Raw genomic sequence first — 18,346 nt, forward strand, 5'->3', positions numbered from 1 at the left:
CGCCATCGCCGCTCCAAGCCAGTGCCTGCCTGCGCGAAAGCTGTTCAGCGCTCCGCTGCAGCACTTTCATCAGCGGACTCAGGCGTCGGCGAGGATTCCACGAGTGCCGGCGCCTGCCGCTCGGCAAGGAAAATCTCGATCGCCCGAGCGACCGATCCGGAAAACACGGCGCGCCATTGCGCATCGCGCATCGCCCGCGCGTCGTCGGGATTGCTGATATAGCCCGCCTCGATCAACGCAGAGGGAAGATCGAGCGACTTGAGCACGATGAAAGCCGCCTCGCGCCGGGGCTGATCATGGAAGGCGATGACGCTTTCGCCCTCCCGCACGACCAGTTCGCCAAAGCGTTGAGAGTTCGCGCGCATTTCGCGCCGCGCCAGATCGACCAGGATCGACGAGACCGCCCTGCCTTGCCCTTCCAGCCGCACGCCGTTGACGGAATCGGCCTTGTTTTCGCGCGAGGCCAGGGCTTCGGCCACCGAATCGGAAGCCTTGTCGGACAGCGTATAGATCGTCGCGCCATGCGCGGTATCAACCTGCGCGGCATCGGCGTGAACCGAAACGAAAAGATCGGCGCCCAGCCTGCGCGCGATGTCGGCCCGTTCATCGAGCACGAGGAAACGGTCGGTGTCGCGGGTCAGCGCCACGCGCACGCGCCCTTTGGCCAGCAGCGCGTCCCGAAGCGAGCGGGCCAGCATCAGCGTCAGATCCTTCTCGCGTTCCCCGCCCTGACCGCTCGCGCCCGGATCGTGCCCCCCGTGACCAGCATCGATGACCACCAGCGGGCGACTGGCATCGGCAGGGCCTTCGATCGGCGGAAGCCCGATCCGCGCACCGCTGCCGGGCATCTCGAGGCGCACGACATAGCGCGGCTCGATCTCGGCAAGGCCGGTAGAGAACGTGACCAGCAGCAGGGCCGCCGCCAGCACCGGCGCGGCAAAGACCGCCGCGAGCATTCCCCGATCCCTGATGCTGTCGAAATCTGCCGCGTCGTCGTTCATCAATGTGGCCTATGCCCCGGCGGGATTGTCGCGGTCCAGCGGGAAATGGGCCACATCATTAACCAATCTTGCAGGTGCCACCTGCGCACGATCACCGCCTCGACCCTCGGGCTCATCCGAGATTGTTTTAATTGCCGCTTTGCAATTGCGGTGCTAGCACTTGCGCACCGGGGCGAGCCAGCACCGAGGCCATCCACGCCGAAACCGCCAGAAAGCGCTGATTTGCGCCGCGGAGGGCGAGGGAGAAGCACCGCTGGCGAAGATCCCGTCAACGTGGGAAAGAAGTTGCGTACGCGCCCGTTTCCCACGCCACAAGGTTGATGCCGTGATGATGAGCCGCGTTTCGTTCCTGCCTGTCTGCCCCTTGGGGGCGGCATCGGCTTGGACGAATTCCGGCACGCGCATTTCGCCGCGAGTTGTCATCTCAGCAGACGCAAACCAACCGCCGCCGGGCGGCGAGCGACAGGACCGGACAGGCGCAAGGCCTGATGTCCCGACGCTCCGATCCGGCAAACCCGCATTCGCGCGCATCCGTGAATCAGGCCCCGTCTCCGCACGGTCCCTGAAGAACGACGCGCGCATATCCCAAACGATCCGCGCCCGACACGCAGGGGCAACCCGGCGACGGCGCGGCTGGAGAATTTGTAATGACCACGCGCATGCTTATCGATGCGCGCCACCAGGAAGAAACCCGGGTGGCGGTGCTGAAGGGCAACCGGATTGAGGAATTCGACTTTGAATCTGCGGATCACAAGCAGATCAAGGGCAACATCTATCTCGCCAAGGTTACACGGGTAGAACCCTCGCTTCAGGCGGCGTTCGTCGATTTCGGCGGCAACCGTCACGGGTTCCTCGCGTTCAGCGAAATCCACCCTGATTATTACCAGATCCCCAAGGAAGACCGTGAGGCTCTTCTGGCCGAGGAAGCTGCCCACGCCGAGGAAGAGGCTGCCCTGCGCGCCGCCGAGGATGCCGAGGACGAAGACTACGCCGACGGCGAAGGCTATGATTCCGAAGGCTACGATTCCGATCAGGGCGTGACCGAGGTCGACACCTCGGAAAAGGACCAGGTCGCCACGATCGAAGGCGGCGTCGTCGAGAACGGCTTTGATCATGAAGCCGAAGAGGGCGAGGAAAACGCCTCCGCCAACGAAGACGAAGGTGAAAGCGAAGGCGAGGACGACGGCAACCGCCGCCGCCAGCGTGGCCGCGGTCGTCGTCAGGGCGGTCGTTCGCAGGGCAAGGAAGCCGACGAACTGCGCGCCAAGCGCATGGCGCTGCGCCGCCGCTACAAGATCCAGGACGTCATCCAGCGCCGCCAGGTGCTGCTCGTCCAGGTCGTCAAGGAAGAACGCGGCAACAAGGGCGCTGCCCTGACCACCTATCTCAGCCTCGCGGGCCGCTACTGCGTGCTCATGCCGAACTCGAGCCATGGCGGCGGCATCAGCCGCAAGATCAGCTCGGCATCCGACCGCAAGCGCCTCAAGTCGATCATCACCGAGATGGAACTGCCGCGTTCGATGTCGTGCATCGTGCGCACCGCTGGCCTCCAGCGCACCAAGCCCGAGATCAAGCGCGACTTCGATTACCTCGCCCGCCTGTGGGACGAGATTCGCGAAGGCACGATGCGCTCGGTCGCCCCTGCGCTGATCCATTCGGACTCCGATCTGATCAAGCGCGCGATCCGCGACATCTACAATCGCGAGATCGAGGAAGTCGTGGTCGAAGGCGAGTACGGTTATCGTGCCGCCAAGGACTTCATGAAGCTGCTGATGCCCAGCCATGCCAAGCGGGTGAAGCAGTATGCCGATCCGGTGCCGCTGTTCCAGCGCTACGGCGCCGAAGACCAGCTCACCGCGATGTACGATCCTGTCGTCCAGCTCAAGTCGGGCGGCTACCTCGTCATCAACCCGACCGAGGCCCTCGTCTCGATCGACATCAACTCGGGCCGTTCCACCAAGGAACACGGCATCGAGGCGACCGCGCTTTCGACCAACCTTGAAGCCGCGCGCGAGATCGCCCGCCAGTTGCGCCTGCGCGACATGGCCGGCCTTGTCGTGATCGACTTCATCGACATGGAATACGGGTCGAACATCCGCAAGGTCGAGAAGGCAATGAAGGACGCGCTGCGCAATGATCGCGCGCGCATCCAGGTCGGCCGCATCTCGGGCTTTGGCCTGATGGAGATGAGCCGCCAGCGCCTGCGCACCGGCGTGCTCGAAGCCACCACGCGCGGCTGCCCGCATTGCGATGGCACCGGCCTTGTCCGCACTGCCTCCTCGGCAGGCCTTTCGGCCCTGCGCATGATCGAGGACGAAGCCGCCAAGGGCAAGGGCAACGTCGTCACGCTCTATGCTTCGCAGGAAGCGGCAATCTACGTGCTCAACGCAAAGCGCACGGACCTTGCCGAGATAGAGGAGCGCTACGGCGTCACTGTCGAGGTGATCCCCGAGGGCGAGAACGAAGGCGCCAAGATGCGCGTCGCCTCGCGCGGGCCCAAACCCGAATTCGTGCCCCGCTTCGAACCGATCGTCGAACCTGAAGAGGACGACATCGTCGAGGACGATTACGAAACCGAGGAAGAAGAAGAAGTCGAAGTCCGGCAGGAGCGTCCCGCACGCGCGCCTCGCGGCGATGGCGACGAGAGCGATCGCGATGGTCGCCGCAAGCGTCGCAAGCGTCGTCGTGGTCGTGGTCGTGACCAGCGCGACGAAAACGTGGCCGAAAACGGCAACGCAGACGGCGGCGACTCCGAAGGTGGCGAAGAAGACGAGAGCTTCGATGCGATCATCGATGCTGCTCTTCCCTCGGGCGATGCACCGGCGTCAGCAGATGCCGAGACGGACGCCGAACGTGGCCAGCGCAAGCGCCGCCGCCGTGGCCGCCGCCGGCGTGGTGGCCGCGACGGTGCGGACGGTAATGGCGCTGAGGGCAATGGTGCTGAGGGCAATGACGATGAGGGTAACGGTGCCGATGGCACCGATCCCGAAGGTCTGTCCGACGAGGAAGGCTCGGCCGAGATCGTTCGCGAAATCGTTGCCGAACCGGTCGCTCCGGTCGAAGCCGAAGCACCGGCCAAGCCCAAGCGCACGCGCCGCAAGAAGGCTGATGCTCCAACGGTAGTCGAAGCCGAAGTCGAAGCCGAGGCTGCTCCTGCAATGGAAGCAGTAACCGAAGCGGCGCCTGTCGTTGCAGAGGAAGCCCCGGCCAAGCCCAAGCGTGCACCGCGCAAGAAAAAGGCCGATGCTGCGGCCGAGGCGTCACCCGCGCCGGTCGCCGAAGCAGAAGCTGCGCCCGCCGCAGAGGAAGCGCCGGCCAAGCCCAAGCGTGCTCCGCGCAAGAAGAAGGCCGATGCGGTCGCTTCCGAAGCCGCACCGGCAGAAACGGTGACCGCCGAAGCGCCGGTTGCGGTCGAAGCAGAGGCTGCACAGGACGGCGACGCTGCGGCACCACGCCGTGGCTGGTGGCAGCGCACCTTCGGCGCCTGATCCAGGCCGCATGAACATGGAAAGGGCCCCGCCGGACATACCGACGGGGCCCTTTTTATTGGTAGGCCAGACAACTCACCGGATCATCAGACAACTCGCCGGATCAGAGGGGCTTGATGCCCGTGCCCCACTCCATCCACGATGCCCATTTCGGCATACCCGCCATGTACTGATGCCCCGGATGCTCGATCTGGAACCCGGCCCTGATCACGGGTGCCGTGGCCGCGCGCGAGAGGTGGCAGCCGCCCATCAGCGGCTTCCACAAAGGTTCGATCCGTCGCTGCCATTTCGCCACCCCCGCGTCGGGGCTGAGCCCATGCTCGAGGAACAGCAGTTGCCCGCCGGGCCGCAATACACGGCGGAGCTCGCTCAGCACCTTGGCCGGGTCATCCACCGAACACAGCGTGTACGTGCACACCACTGTGTCGAAGCTCTCGTCGGCAAAGGGAATATCCTCGCCCACGCCCTCGCGGATGTCGGCGTTCCAGCCCTTGCGGGCAGCAGCTTCACGCGCATAGTCGAGCAGCTTGTCCGAAGGGTCGATCCCGGCAAACCCGGTCACCCGCGCCGGGTCATAGAACTGCTGGTTGAGTCCGCCCCCGCACCCGATCTCGAAGACCTTGCCTTGCGCGCGCGGAACCACGCCTGCGCGCAGTTCCATGATGTTCGGCGATGCACATGCGCACTTGATAACACGCGGAACGACATGCGCGTCCCAGACAGCCTTCAGTCCCATCTCCAGCCCCCGCCTTTTCCGGTTCCCCGCTAGCGGAGACTGCCTTTCACCCGCCGATTTCGCAAACCTCGCGCGGCACAGGTTTCATTTTACGCCGCAACCCTCCGGCGCCACGCCCATCGCCCAGGCAATCCCCTGGTCGAGCAGCTTCAGGCTTTCGGGCTGCGTGTAGCTTTCCGGCCGGTGACCGATCGCGGTATAGAAGCTGCGCCCGCGTCCGAGGCAATGCGTCCAGGCAATCGGATGATCGCCCATCGCCAGCTTGCGCCCGAACCCCTCGCCCGGCGCATAGGTGCTCTCGTCGAGCGTCGCGAGCACACGGAACGACTTCGCGCGCACGCTGCGGTCAAACGAATACCATTCCTCGGTCATGCGCCATTCCAAAGGCAGGCCGTAAGTCGCCGGATGGGCCTTGTCCTCCACGACCACGCGCGCTTCCTGGAACTGGGGCGAGCCCGGATGCCCGATGAACCGCGCGCCGATCAGCGTGTCGGCATACCAGTCCCAGAAGAACTGCGGATCGCCGCCCGCGCCGTGAATCCCGGCATAGCCGCCGCCGTTCTCGATCCAGCGCCGGAACGCTGCACGCTGCGGCACGGTCAGGGCATCGCCGCTGACGTTGTTCCAGACCACCGCGTCGAACTTCGCGAGATCGGTCGCGTTGAATACGCCGCCCTTGTCGGAGAAGACGATGCCCCATCCGTGACGCGCGGCAATCCCCTTGAGCGCCGCCTCGGCAGCGTCGATCGACGGCGCGTCGCGATACCCGGTGATCTTGCCGAACACGAGCAAGGACGGGCGCGACAGCTTTGCCGGCAATTGCGGACGCTCGTTGTCATAAGTTGCGCAGCGCGCGATCACGTCGGCGCGGGTCAGCCTGACCTTGGCCAGCGCGGCATCAAGCTTCGCCACCAGCGCCGGATCGGTCTTGCCGATCAGACTCAACACCCCGCGCGAGGTTACGATTCGGTCAAACCCCGGCGGCAGCGCCTGCCCGAAAAACGGCTTGCTCATGGCTTCCAGAAGCCCCGGCGATGCAGCCTCGACCGCCGCCTTGGCAGCCGGTACCACCATCACGTCGCCCAGCGGAGATGTGGTCGAAAGCGGCGCGCGCGCCAGCGGGCAATCGGTCACCGGTGCGGCCAGTGCTGGCACGCACACCAACCCCAGCATTGCCGCCCCTGCCACGGCCAAACCCTTGCGCATCTCTATCTCCCATGTTCTTCAAGACGAGCATGCCCCACCTTGACAGCGCCGGTCAATCGCCGCGCTGGCAGACGGCCACAAAACCCGTATTGTCCGCTCACAAGCGACTGACCAGGACCGGCATGGGCATGAACGAAAACAGGCACGGCGCAGGCGAACACAGGCTGGAGGCCGCGCTTCACGCAAGGCACGTTGCGATGATCGCGATCGGCGGGATCATCGGCGCTGGCCTGTTCGTCGGCTCGTCCACCTCGATCGCCCAGATCGGTCCGGCGGTCGTCGTCAGCTATGGCCTTGCCGGGCTCGTCATCCTGCTGATCATGCGCATGCTCAGCGAAATGGCGATGCTCCATCCGGGCGCGGGTTCCTTCACCGAACTGATCCGCCTCGCGCTCGGCCCTCTGGCCGGTTTCGTCGCCGGCTGGCTCTACTGGTATTTCTGGGTCATCGTCGTCGCGATCGAGGCGATCGCAGGCGCGGTCATCCTCGCGCTCTGGCTGCCCTTCGCGGTCTGGCAGATCGGCTGCGTCCTGCTCGCGCTAATGACCATGGTGAACCTCTTCTCCGCCCGCTCATATGGCGAATTCGAATTCTGGCTTTCGGGCGCGAAAGTCGCCGCGATCATCGGCTTCATCCTGATTGCTGGCCTTTGGGCATTTGGCGTCACCTCGCCCGATGGCCCGACCTTTGCCAACCTCACCGCGCACGGCGGCTTTGCCCCCATGGGCTGGGGCGCGGTGATCGGCGGGGTGACATCGGTGATCTTCGCGCTGTGCGGAGCCGAAATCGCCACCGTTGCCGCTGCGGAATCCCACGCCCCTGCCAAGGTCATCGCGCGCATGACCGGATCGGTCGCCTTGCGCATCCTGCTGTTCTACGTCGCCTCGCTGATCCTGATCGTTGCGGTCCAGCCCTGGAATACGGTCGTTCCGGGAGAGTCGCCCTTTGCCAGTTCGCTTGGCCTGATGGGCATTCCGGGCGCGGCCACGATCATGAACGTGGTCGTCCTCGTCGCAGTGCTCTCCTGCCTCAATTCCGGGCTCTATGTCACCTCGCGCGCGCTGTTCGGCCTTGCCCGTCATGGCGATGCGCCGCAATCGCTGGTCCGGCTGAACCGCCGCAAGGTGCCTGCGCGCGCTACCCTGATCGCCAGCCTGTTCGGTTACGGCGCGATGGCCGCCTCGATCCTCTCGCCCCAGGGCGTGTTCAGCTTCCTCGTCAGCGCCTCGGGCGCGCTGATGCTGGTGATCTACCTGATGGTCTGCGCAGCCCAGGTCCGGTTGCGCCGACAGGTCGAGGCCACCGCGCCCGAAACCCTCGGCTTGCGCATGTGGCTCTTCCCCGGCCTCAGCTACGCCACCATCGCGGCCATCGCCATCGTGCTGGGTGCAATGGCCCTCGTCCCGGAACTGCGCCCGCAATTTGTCGCCAGCGCGGTCACGGTCGCAACAGCGGCGATCGCCTGGTTCCTGTTCCGCAGAAACTCCCGCACGTCGGCATGATGAACGAAGCTCAATCGCGGGGCTCGTTCACCCCATAGGCAGCGATGAAGGCCGATGTGATCTGCTCCACCACGGGCCGCAGCACATGCCGGAAGTCGTCGCGATAGGCCGCAGCGCCCTGCAGCGTGACGAACTCGAACGACGGGAAATAGAACACGCCCGCGTGTTCGCGCGCCAGTTGCCCGGCCACCGCGCGCAAGGTCGCCTTGCCCTCGATGCTCTTGGTCACGATGTCCAGATCGCTGAACGTGCGCTCCAGCGCTACGGGGGAAACCGAAATGAAGATCGGAGCGTCGGGCTTGGTGCGGCGGATCATCGCGACGATCGCCTCCATGTTCGAAAGGTTCTCGGCAAAAGTGCTTTCGTGGCGTTCGGTCTCCATCTCGCCACCTCCGCCGGCATAGGCCGGCTTCTGGCACACCACGCGCCCGTTCCGTTTTGACCGGAACACCTCGGTCATGCCCAGCGTGAAGACAAAGGCGTCCGCTGCCGCTATCCCCTCGCCGATCTTGGCGTTGATCCGCCGCACCAGCTCGGCCAGCTTCCGGGGTGAGCGCGCCACCACGAGCCTGCGATACGGGTCCTGGAAATTGGGCGTCTCCTCCCATCGCCGCACCGGCCGCGCGACTTGCCCGATCGTCCAGAAATCGTCCTCGTCGTGCGCCAGCAGCCCCAGCGATTCCTCGAACTGCGCACGCATCGTGAAGGTGTTGTAGTAATTCAGATGTTCCTGATCGGGCAGCGTGTCGATCAGCGCCTCGGCCGGATCGAAGGCGATCGTGTTGTAGGCCGGAACGCACGTCCAGCCATGGCTCCCGAGCGCGCCCCTGATCTCGGCGGCAAAGCAGCTGCCCATCGTGAAGATCACATCGCCGGGATGAATGACCCCCTGTCGCGGCACGGTGATCGTCCGCCCTTCGGCAAACCGGCGATACCGGTCGTTCGCCCGCTCTGTCGCCATGATGCGCAAGGGCGCTGGAGCAACCGGTTCAGGCGCGGGTGAACTGTCTTCGGTCATTTGGCGATCCTTCCGGGATGATCGACCAGGCGCGTGGAATCCCGCCATGCCCATCCGCGTCGACCTTCAATAGGCAGGATTGTGCCGGGCAAGGAAGCTTTCGATTGATGCAAGCAGCGTCGCGCGATCGGCTTCCCGCGTGAAGTAGTGGTCCGCCAAGGGAACCGAGACGAACTCCACGTCCTTCCCCGCAGCCTTCATCCTGGCATACATCGATTGGGACTGCCCATGCGCCACGGTCAGATCCTTCTTGCCGTGGATCAGAAGCATCGGCGTCTTGATCCGCTCGATAAAGTTGATCGGTGAAACGGCCGCAAAATCCGGTGTCATCTTGCCCCATTGCTCGCGATAACGGCGCTCGTACAAGGTTCGCCCGAAGTCGTTCACTTCACGGCGCAGGTTCGCGACGCCCGCAATGGATATGGAACACTTCCAAATGTCCGGATCGCGAGAGGCGCCCCACATCGCCACGTATCCGCCATAACTTGCCCCCACAACGCAGGCACGCTTGGGATCGGCAAGGCCCTGGCTCACCGCCCAGGCCAGCGCATCATTGACGTCGTCCTGCATCGCCAGGCCAAGCTGCCCCTCGCCCTTTTTCAGGAACGCATCGCCATACCCAGTCGAGCCGCGAAAGTTGGGCTGGATCACCAGATACCCACGGCTTGCGATGAACTGCGCCCAGTAATCCCAGGTCGGCGCATCCTGCGCCCAGGGTCCGCCGTGCGGCAGGATAACAACGGGCAACTGCTTTGCCGCACGGCCCGGAGGCGTGGTCATTATCGCCTCGATCTCAAGACCATCGCGCGCCTTGTATCGGACAACGCTTACGCGAGCCGTCTGCCTGGCAGTTATCTGATCGTTGAGTCTGGCAAAGACATGCAATTTGCCGTCGTCGACATCATAGTAATAGAGTCGGCCCGGGTCGTCCGCCCGTCCGATCCTGACCAGCATCTGCCTGCGATTGGCCGAAAGACTGATTATCCGGGCCGATTGCCCCTTGACCGCTGCGTCGAAGGATTTTTGCAGTTCAGCAAGGGCTGGATCAATCCAGTGAATCTCTCCCTCGGATGTGCCTCCCAGATAAAGACCCAGCAGCCCGTCTTTCGAATCGAATATGCCCCCTTCGATCGTGCGCGAGGGCGGTGCCGCAAACACGGTCCTGAGCGCCTTTCCCGTGCCCGGATCGATTTCTACCACTGCATCGCCGGTCTCTATTTGGCGTTGGACCAGAGCCCTTGCCTCGCCCGGAAAAATCCACCACGGCACTTCGATGTCATCGGTCTTTCCCCATGACACCCGTTCAAACGCCCCGTCGCCGCTCTTTCGATAAAGCAGCGAGCTCTGCGTCCCGCCCTTGTCGAAGTCCAGCGCCGCCCTGACTGCGCCGGAAGAATCGGCGATGTAATCCATCACGCCGAACCGCGGGTTGACCACGCGTTTGTTGCGGCCCGTGGCGACATCGACGAGGTACACACGCGGCCAGAAGTCGTCGCCCGCGTAGATAGAAGGCTGCCCTGCCATGAGGATGCTCGTCGATCCATCCGAGGGAATCCACAGGATGTCGGCAGTGTTCTGACCATTGAGGTCCTTCAGCAACCGCGTGAACTTGCGGGTTTCGCGATTGTAGGCGACAGCCCAGCTGACATACACGCTGTCCGTCACCTCGACCCGGCTGATCCCGCGCAGGCGAACGACGATGTTCACATTGTCGACCCATTGGATGCTCGCAACTTCGATATCGTCGGGCAATAGCGCCTGCGTCATTTTCGCCTCGCCGGCGGCAAAGGGCGACATGACAACCAGGCGCTGCTCGCCTTTCACCGCAAACATGCCGGCGATCCATTGACCATCGGGCGAAAGCTTGGCGCCCTCTACGAATGGAAGGCGCGCGAATGCAGCAACGGGAGGCGGCGCGACCGGAGCCAATACCGTAGTAGCGGAGGCCTGTGGATCAACTGATACCTGTGCCCAGACTGTTGCCGATGAGGCGAACGTCATTGCGGCTGACATCAATGCCGCTGCTTTCCTGGTCCAATCCTTCAAACTCGCCCCCAGATGTCCGTGCCCCTGAACAACCTATGGGAGCGCGCCCTTCAGGCAAGTGCGGAGTGTCACCATTGCGGATCGAAGCCGCGAGGCAGATACGCTGTCCTACAGACACGAAAAATGGCAGGGTCTGGACATGCACCAGGGCCCAACCTCGCAACACGCCACGGCTTTCGCGCCTCGTGGCCCTGTGCGTCGCGTCTTTGAAAAGGGGATCGTGGGGGGAGGCCCGGTTTTTTCCCTGGACTGTGTAAACCGTGTAAACCTCGTTCGCATATGTGAAGAGGGGTACCTCTACCATAGGGCAGGCCGCGCCCTCTTGCCCCTCGCGCTGCATTCGCTAAGGACGACTCAGCACGCCGCGAAGCACGCGCAAGACAGGATATGACGATGGCGACCTTTTCGCTTCCGAAGAACTCCACGATCACCGGCAAGGCCCGCCACCACACGGCGCCCACGCAGGGCAAGGTGCGAAAGTTCAAGGTCTATCGTTACGATCCCGACAGCGGCGAAAATCCACGTTACGACACGTTCGAGATCGATCTCGAACAGTGCGGCCCGATGGTGCTCGACGCGCTAATCAAGATGAAGGGTGAACAGGACCCTACCCTCACCTTCCGCCGCTCGTGCCGTGAAGGCATCTGCGGATCGTGCGCGATGAACATGAACGGCCGCAACGGCCTTGCCTGCACCACCGCAATCGAAGATCTGTCGGGCGAAATTCGCATCACCCCGCTGCCGCACATGGAAGTGATCAAGGACCTCGTCCCCGATTTCACGCACTTCTACGCGCAGTACGCCTCGATCCGCCCCTGGCTGCAAACCGTCAGCCCTACGCCTTCGGGCAAGGAACGCCTGCAGAGCCCCGAACAGCGCGAAAAGCTCGACGGCCTCTACGAATGCATCCTGTGCGCCTGCTGCTCGACCTCGTGCCCGAGCTACTGGTGGAATTCCGACAAGTTCCTCGGCCCGGCGATCCTGCTCCAGGCCTATCGCTGGCTGGCCGACAGCCGCGACGAGATGACGGGCGAGCGGCTTGACGAGCTGGAAGATCCGTTCCGTCTCTATCGCTGCCACACCATCATGAACTGCGCCAACGTCTGCCCCAAGGGCCTGTCCCCGGCGCGCGCCATCGCCGAAATCAAGAAGATGCAGGCCGAGCGCCTCGTCTGACCGGCGAAGCGGCCAAGCGCGTGAGCAGCCATAGTTTCCACTACGAACCGGCCGCGGATCATCCCGGCTGGTTCACCTGGAACCTGACCGACGAAAGCCGCTTCAACGCCCAGACCATGGGCCGGATGCTCACCCGCGTCGAAGACCGGCCCGATGGCGGCAAGGCCGCGCGGCTGCGCATGTTTCCCGAGCGCCGCCATTCTAACCTGCTCGACGCGGTCCACGGCGGCGTCACGCTCGCCCTGATCGACATCGCGCTGTTCGCCGGAATGCGCACCCTGCTCGACGGCGATGCCGCCGGCTCGGTCACGCTCGATCTTTCGACCCAGTTCATCGGCGCGGGCCGCATCGGCGAACCGCTCGATGCCGTGGTCGAAGTGCTGCGCGAAACCGGGCGTCTCGTCTTTCTGCGCGGCCTGGTCGTCCAGGGCGACGAAAAGGTCGCGGCATTCAACGGCACGATCCGCAAGCCAACCCGCCGATGACCAGCGTCCTCCAGCGCTATCGCGAACTCGTCGCGGCAGCAGAATTGCGGCCCGATGCCGAGCAGGAGGCCGCCGCCACCCGCCTCGACGCGCTCCAGCGCGAGCTTGAAACGCCAGCGCCCGGCCCCGGTCTTCTGGGCAAGTTGCTCGGTCGCAAACCGGCACCTGCACCGCGCGGGCTGTACATGTGGGGCGGCGTCGGGCGCGGCAAGTCGATGCTCATGGACTTGTTCCACGACAACCTCGGCATCGCGCAGAAGCGCCGCGCGCACTTCCACGAATTCATGCTCGACGTCCACGCGCGCCTGCGCGAGGAGCGCAAGAAGGAAAGCGGCGATCCGATCCTGCCGGTTGCCGCTGCGATCGCCGCCGAGACGCGTGTTCTGTGTTTCGACGAAATGGTCGTCAACAACAGCGCCGACGCCATGATCATGAGCCGCCTGTTCACCGCGCTGATGGTCGAAGGCGGCGTCACGATCATCACAACATCGAACCGCGCGCCCGGCGATCTCTACAAGAACGGACTGAACCGCGAGCATTTCCTGCCGTTCATTGCATTGGTGGAGAACAGGCTGGATGTCGTCACTCTGAACGGCCCGACTGATTACCGGCTAGAGCGAATGAAGGGCGTGGGCACTTGGCACGTCCCGGTCGGGCCGGAGTCGACAAAAGCGGTGAGCGAGGCTTTCTTCCGCCTGACCGACTATCCACCCGAGGACCGTGAGCACGTGCCTAGCGCAGAACTCGACGTCGGCGGTGGTCGCATGCTGCACGTTCCCAAAAGCCTTAAAGGCGTGGGCGTGTTCAGCTTCAAGCGTCTGTGCGAACAGGCGCGCGGGGCTGCCGATTATCTGGCCATTGCCCGCAATTATCATACGGTGATTGTCGTCGCCATTCCGCGCCTCGGTGCGGACCTGCGAAACGAGACTGCCCGGTTCATCACGCTGATCGATGCCCTGTACGAGCACAAGGTAAAGTTGATCGCCACAGCAGACGCCGAACCACACGCTCTTTATGATGCCGCTGGAAAAGGCGACGATGAAGGGCGCTTCATGTTCGATCGGACCGTCAGTCGACTGATCGAAATGCAGAGTCAGGATTATCTTGCGCTGGGCCACGGCGAGGACTGATCCTCAGGCCTTGTGCCGAGTAGGGCAATCACTGCCCATTTTCACGGCTAAATTTCCTTAAAACCGTTAACCGCGAATCGCGCAACAGACGCTCGCCAAAAAACAAAGCGCTGCAACGCCGATGGGCGTGCAGCGCTTGGGTAAGCTTACCTTTTGAATTCCCTAAGAAATCCAGAGGTAATCTTACTTGAAGAAGTAATCCCAAACGCCTGCGAGAAGCGAGATTGCTGCCAGCATTGATGCCTCCATCCACGAGTTGACCCGTGTTGGTTAACACCAAGCTAACTGGTTAACAAGTTCTAAACACTTCCGATTTGGTTTCGTCCCATTTTGAGAAGTGTCTGGCGAAAATCCGGGAACGCCATCGGGCGGCCCAAATGGTAGCCCTGCCCCACGTCACAACCCAGTTTTGCCAGCATTCGCCAGGTGGCTTCGTCCTCTATTCCTTCGGCGACGACTGACTGTCCCAGCGCATGGGCCAGGTCGATCGTGCTCTGAACGATCTTCATTTCCCGCTCGTGCGTGAGCAGGCGCGAGATGAAGCGCCGGTCGAGCTTCAGTTCGTCGCTCGGCAAATCGGCAAGGTAGGCAAGGCTCGCCTCGCCCGTGCCGAAATCGTCGATCGAAAGGCGGAAGCCGATTTCCCGAAGTCGCGTCAGATTGTGCACGGCCGCGGGCCGATTGCGGACGCTCGACGTTTCAGTGACCTCGATCGTCAGGAGCGTCGGATCGATCCCCCGTCGACTAACGATCTCCTGAAGGCTGGGAACAAGTTCGGGCTTGTCGACCATTTGCGCGGACAGGTTCACGCTCATCTGCAAGCGATGCCCCATGGCATTCACGGCAAGTGCAGCGGTAATGGCTTCTTCGACTACCCAGTACGTCAAGGCGTCGATCCGTCCGGCCCGCTCGGCTTGAAGGATGAATGCGTCGGGCGGGATCGGACCACGCGTGGGATGATTCCAGCGGATCAGTGCCTCGGCACCGCAGGGAAGGCCTGAATGCATGTCCCACTGTGACTGGAACGCCAGCCAGATTTCGCCGTTGCGCAGGCCTTCGTCGATGCGCGCGTGCAGCGACAGTTCCCAGCTGGCTTCCGCCAGGCGATCGGCTTCGAACAGTTCTACCGCACGACCGCTGCCGAGCGCGTCGTTGGCGCTTGCGACGGCCGAATTCACACGCGTCAGGGCGTCCAGCCCTTCGTTGCGATCAAGCCCGAAGTGAATGTTGGTGTCGAACTTGTACGGCCCGATTTCCAGCGGCGCCGAAAACAGGGCCCTGAGACCTTCAAGATGATCGAGCTGCATCTCGAGAGGCCGGGCCTCCTCGGTCCAGGCAAAATGGCCACCCTCGCCGTTGAAGATCGTCTCGATCCCCGATCCGACGCCAAGTCGGCGCGCGATCTGGCGGGCGCACTCGCCGTGGAGGTCCTTGGGCAGCGTCGCCAGTATTTCTTCGTAACGCGCGATCACTGCTACAATGACGTCGCGACCGACATCGATCGGGCTTGCGCTGAGAGCGAGCAGGTTGGGCAGGCCCGACGCGCTAGTAAGCTGTATTCGCCGGACGCGACGCTGCCACAGCCTGCTGGAACCATAGATGGCAACAGCAAACAGCCCAGCGCTGATGTCCACCGAGATGCCGAGAAACTGCAAGGCGATCGGCCCTGAGAAGACAGCGATCATCGCGAGACTGTGGTAGGCGACCTTCGCACGCAGCCTGGAAGAGCGGTGACCGGCAAGCAGCATCAGCCAAACGAATGCCAGCAAAGGCAGCGGCCCCAGCCAGACCGACACGGGCTGCGACAAGGCGGCCGCACCGGCGATATCGAGGGCCAGCGGATGGCGGCGGCCACTGCCATAGAAACCGATAGGCGCAACGTTCCCTTCGAACATCACGATGACGGTCCTGCCGGTGAGCAAGCCGGGCTTGAAATTGCCAGCCTTCAACTTGCTCGAGCGAATCGTCGGTATGGTATCCGGATCGATCGAGAATTCCGGCCGGAAGATCGACTGAAGGCCCGATGAAACCCCGCTTAGGGCCGAAGAAAGCGAGGGGTAGCGCTTTCCGTCAATAGTGACGAAATATGGGGCCGACGTCGCATAATCAAAGAAGTTAGCGTTCCAGGACGAAACAACCAGCGGAGAGTTTTGCGAAATTGCCACGTCCGGCATCCGGAAATCGTGAGGCTTCAGGTCGCCCACATTGCTCACGACCTTCTCGTTGCGGATGACGAATGAAACGTCTGATTGAAGTTCGTGGACGGCGGCAATGAGATTGCGATCTCCCTGCGGATCCTGGCCGAAGTCGACGGGCGCATCCACGAAAACGCGATAAGGAATTTGACGCGTTACTTCATGCAAGACATCCGCGAGGCCAGATGAAGACGCAGTGGATGCCCCCCGCTCGTTTGCTCCGCCTTCGAGCGTGACAACGACCACCGATTCAGGGGCGGCCAGCTTGCCCTGTTTGAATCGGATGTTCCAGAACGTGTGGTCAACCGGCTCGAGCCAGTTTCCGGCAAGAGTCAGCAATGCTGGAATTAGCAGCGCGAGATACAGCGGTGAGCGCAGTTTCTTCAGCATGACCATCAGCGTTGTTTCCACGCCGGATTAGTCCGCAATGGTGAAGATCAGCTTACCGAACGCGCATGATTAATGCCGGATCAACCAAGCAGATCCAGTGATCTCCGCAACATCAGCAGTTGCCAGATCAGGCGGCTATGGTCTGCCCGGGCGCTGATATGCTCTTCCACGAGATGGCCGATACGCGCCGTATCGAACCATCCGGTCCGCGCGAGCAGCCCGTCGGTCGCCACGCTGCGCGCCTCTGCTGCAAGGGGGCCGCGTAGCCATTGGGCGATCGGAGTGACGAAGCCCATCTTGGGGCGAAACAGCACATCCTTGGGCAAGTAGCGCCCCATCGTTTGCTTCACGAGCCACTTTCCGGTGTTTCCGCGCACGCGCATCCGCTCTGGCAGACGGGCGCCGAATTCGATCAGGCGATGATCGAGCAGTGGCTCGCGCGCTTCGAGGCTTACCGCCATGCTGGTGCGATCGACCTTGGTGAGGATGTCACCGGGAAGGTAGAACTTGAGATCGGCATACTGCGCGCGGTCAAGGCCGCTGCGCGCAGGTGCCTTTTGCATGAGTTCGACCAGCGGCTTCTCGGCACGGTAGTCTCCGCGAAGCTTCCGGAAATCCGCGCTGTATAGTGTTTCGCGCAATTCCGGCGAAGTCACCGCAAGCGCGCGGGCATAACCCTCTTCGCCCGAAGCCGCGAGGCTGAGCAGGGTAGTCTTCGCGCGCAAGGGGCGCGGTGCCCAATCGGCTTTTGGCCACAACCGGCCAAGCGTGCCAAACAAGGGCGCTCTCAGACCCGCCGGCATCAGCGACCGGGCCTGCTCCTCGCGGTGATGAAAGGTTTGGCGACGATACCCGGCGAAGGCTTCGTCTGCGCCGTCACCCGAAAGCGCGACCGTCACATGTTCGCGCGCCAGTTCGCAGACACGGAACGTCGGCAGAGCCGAGGCATCGGCGAAGGGCTCGTCGAACATGCCTGCCAGACGATCCATCAGTGCGAAATCATCGGAGGAAACCGAGCGTTTCCAGTGCTGTGTGTTAAATTGCTGCGCAATACGATCGGCGTAGGCGGTCTCGTCGAGTGCGGCGACGTCGAACCCGATCGAGCAGGTCTTGACCGGCGAAGTGCTGGCCTCGGCCATGAGCGCGACCACGCTAGAGCTGTCCACCCCGCCCGACAGGAACGCGCCGAGCGGAACGTCGGCAAGCATGCGCGATGTGACGGCTTCGCGCATGGTGTGCAGCAGATGTGCGCCCAGATCGTCGGCATTCCCCTTGGCCCGGTCGGCAAAGGACACATCCCACCATTGGACCGCAGGCGCGGGCGGCGCATCGTGGCGCAGCAGCTGATAATGGCCGGCGGGGAGCTTTTCGACACCCTTGAGCATCGAGCGATGGTCCGGGACATACCCCCAGGCAAGGTAGTCTTCGACCGCCAGCGGATCGATCTCTCGACGTAACGAAGGATGCGCAAGCAGGGCCTTCAGCTCCGAACCGAAGATGACCGATCCATCGGAAAGACGTGCGGTGTGCAGCGGCTTTACGCCAAGACGATCGCGCGCAAGCAGCAGCGTGCGCTGGCGAAGGTCGTAAAGCGCGAAAGCGAACATGCCATGCAGGCGTGGCAGGCACCCAATACCCCAATGGCGCCACGCCTGCAGGATGACCTCGGTGTCGCCATGCGTGCGGAACTGCGCGCCAAGGCCTTGCAGTTCCTTGCGCAGGTCCTGGAAGTTGTAGATCTCGCCGTTGAATACGATGACGGCGTCGCCCTCGGCGGAGGCCATCGGCTGCGGGGAACCTGCAAGATCGATGATCGAGAGACGGCGGTGGCCAAGCCCCACGCCAGGCGCGACCCACACACCTTCTCCATCGGGCCCGCGATGCGCAATAGCATCGCACATATGGCGGACGCGATCAGGATCGACGGGCTTGAGGCCCTCGGTATGGAAAATTCCGGCTATTCCGCACATGCG

At 63.2% G+C, this 18,346-nt stretch carries 12 protein-coding genes; 5 read left to right on the forward strand and 7 right to left on the reverse strand.

The window, feature by feature from the left end; all coding sequences use genetic code 11:
• Positions 1-44: 44 nt before the first annotated feature.
• Complete coding sequence (locus tag AC2A04_RS14265; RefSeq protein ID WP_484213025.1) at positions 45-1,001, reverse strand: N-acetylmuramoyl-L-alanine amidase family protein; 957 nt, start codon at positions 999-1,001, stop codon at positions 45-47.
• A 647-nt stretch (positions 1,002-1,648) separates the two neighbouring features.
• Here AC2A04_RS14265 and AC2A04_RS14270 point away from each other — a divergent pair.
• On the forward strand, positions 1,649-4,489 hold the full coding sequence (locus tag AC2A04_RS14270) for an Rne/Rng family ribonuclease (protein WP_484213026.1): 2,841 nt from the start codon (positions 1,649-1,651) through the stop codon (positions 4,487-4,489).
• A gap of 103 nt (positions 4,490-4,592) precedes the next feature.
• Here AC2A04_RS14270 and AC2A04_RS14275 read toward each other — a convergent pair whose 3' ends face one another.
• Both AC2A04_RS14275 and AC2A04_RS14280 read right to left on the reverse strand, forming a co-directional pair.
• Positions 4,593-5,225: a class I SAM-dependent methyltransferase gene (locus AC2A04_RS14275; protein ID WP_484213027.1), complete on the reverse strand. Its 633-nt coding sequence runs from the start codon at positions 5,223-5,225 to the stop codon at positions 4,593-4,595.
• Between the two features lie 84 nt (positions 5,226-5,309).
• Complete coding sequence (locus tag AC2A04_RS14280) at positions 5,310-6,431, reverse strand: ThuA domain-containing protein (protein ID WP_484213028.1); 1,122 nt, start codon at positions 6,429-6,431, stop codon at positions 5,310-5,312.
• Between the two features lie 128 nt (positions 6,432-6,559).
• On the opposite strand from AC2A04_RS14280, the gene AC2A04_RS14285 reads away from it, so the two are divergent.
• Complete coding sequence (locus tag AC2A04_RS14285; protein ID WP_484213029.1) at positions 6,560-7,933, forward strand: amino acid permease; 1,374 nt, start codon at positions 6,560-6,562, stop codon at positions 7,931-7,933.
• A gap of 10 nt (positions 7,934-7,943) precedes the next feature.
• Here the strand turns inward: AC2A04_RS14285 and AC2A04_RS14290 are convergent, their stop codons facing one another.
• On the reverse strand, positions 7,944-8,951 hold the full coding sequence (locus tag AC2A04_RS14290; RefSeq protein ID WP_484213030.1) for a GSCFA domain-containing protein: 1,008 nt from the start codon (positions 8,949-8,951) through the stop codon (positions 7,944-7,946).
• Between the two features lie 66 nt (positions 8,952-9,017).
• On the reverse strand, positions 9,018-10,964 hold the full coding sequence (locus AC2A04_RS14295) for an alpha/beta hydrolase family protein (protein WP_484213031.1): 1,947 nt from the start codon (positions 10,962-10,964) through the stop codon (positions 9,018-9,020).
• Positions 10,965-11,390: 426 nt separating this feature from the next.
• On the opposite strand from AC2A04_RS14295, the gene AC2A04_RS14300 reads away from it, so the two are divergent.
• From AC2A04_RS14300 to zapE, 3 genes are read left to right on the forward strand one after another with little or no spacing between them, the layout of a single operon-like run.
• Complete coding sequence (locus AC2A04_RS14300) at positions 11,391-12,173, forward strand: succinate dehydrogenase iron-sulfur subunit (protein ID WP_484213032.1); 783 nt, start codon at positions 11,391-11,393, stop codon at positions 12,171-12,173.
• Positions 12,174-12,193: 20 nt separating this feature from the next.
• Positions 12,194-12,658 carry a PaaI family thioesterase gene (locus tag AC2A04_RS14305; protein ID WP_484213033.1) on the forward strand — a complete coding sequence of 155 codons (465 nt, stop codon included), beginning with the start codon at positions 12,194-12,196 and terminating at the stop codon, positions 12,656-12,658.
• Positions 12,655-13,788: a cell division protein ZapE gene (gene zapE, locus AC2A04_RS14310; protein WP_484213034.1), complete on the forward strand. Its 1,134-nt coding sequence runs from the start codon at positions 12,655-12,657 to the stop codon at positions 13,786-13,788. The genes AC2A04_RS14305 and zapE overlap by 4 nt, the downstream gene beginning before the upstream one ends.
• Positions 13,789-14,087: 299 nt before the next feature.
• Here the strand turns inward: zapE and AC2A04_RS14315 are convergent, their stop codons facing one another.
• Positions 14,088-16,394, reverse strand: a complete 2,307-nt coding sequence (locus AC2A04_RS14315) for an EAL domain-containing protein (protein ID WP_484213035.1) — start codon at positions 16,392-16,394, stop codon at positions 14,088-14,090.
• 59 nt (positions 16,395-16,453) lie between these two features.
• Positions 16,454-18,343 carry an XrtA/PEP-CTERM system amidotransferase gene (locus tag AC2A04_RS14320; protein ID WP_484213198.1) on the reverse strand — a complete coding sequence of 630 codons (1,890 nt, stop codon included), beginning with the start codon at positions 18,341-18,343 and terminating at the stop codon, positions 16,454-16,456.
• Between the last annotated feature and the right edge of the window lie 3 nt (positions 18,344-18,346).

Source organism: Novosphingobium sp. HNCC26DJ243 (genome assembly GCF_057180545.1).

What these genes read in the sequence shown, in the direction of transcription:
- zapE (WP_484213034.1), top strand. Translation starts at nt 12,655, where the DNA reads ATGACCAGCGTCCTCCAGCGCTATCGCGAACTCGTCGCGGCAGCAGAA.
- AC2A04_RS14280 (WP_484213028.1), bottom strand. Translation starts at nt 6,431, where the DNA reads ATGCGCAAGGGTTTGGCCGTGGCAGGGGCGGCAATGCTGGGGTTGGTG.
- AC2A04_RS14320 (WP_484213198.1), bottom strand. Translation starts at nt 18,343, where the DNA reads ATGTGCGGAATAGCCGGAATTTTCCATACCGAGGGCCTCAAGCCCGTC.
- AC2A04_RS14270 (WP_484213026.1), top strand. Translation starts at nt 1,649, where the DNA reads ATGACCACGCGCATGCTTATCGATGCGCGCCACCAGGAAGAAACCCGG.
- AC2A04_RS14265 (WP_484213025.1), bottom strand. Translation starts at nt 1,001, where the DNA reads ATGAACGACGACGCGGCAGATTTCGACAGCATCAGGGATCGGGGAATG.
- AC2A04_RS14285 (WP_484213029.1), top strand. Translation starts at nt 6,560, where the DNA reads ATGAACGAAAACAGGCACGGCGCAGGCGAACACAGGCTGGAGGCCGCG.
- AC2A04_RS14300 (WP_484213032.1), top strand. Translation starts at nt 11,391, where the DNA reads ATGGCGACCTTTTCGCTTCCGAAGAACTCCACGATCACCGGCAAGGCC.
- AC2A04_RS14295 (WP_484213031.1), bottom strand. Translation starts at nt 10,964, where the DNA reads ATGTCAGCCGCAATGACGTTCGCCTCATCGGCAACAGTCTGGGCACAG.
- AC2A04_RS14290 (WP_484213030.1), bottom strand. Translation starts at nt 8,951, where the DNA reads ATGACCGAAGACAGTTCACCCGCGCCTGAACCGGTTGCTCCAGCGCCC.
- AC2A04_RS14275 (WP_484213027.1), bottom strand. Translation starts at nt 5,225, where the DNA reads ATGGGACTGAAGGCTGTCTGGGACGCGCATGTCGTTCCGCGTGTTATC.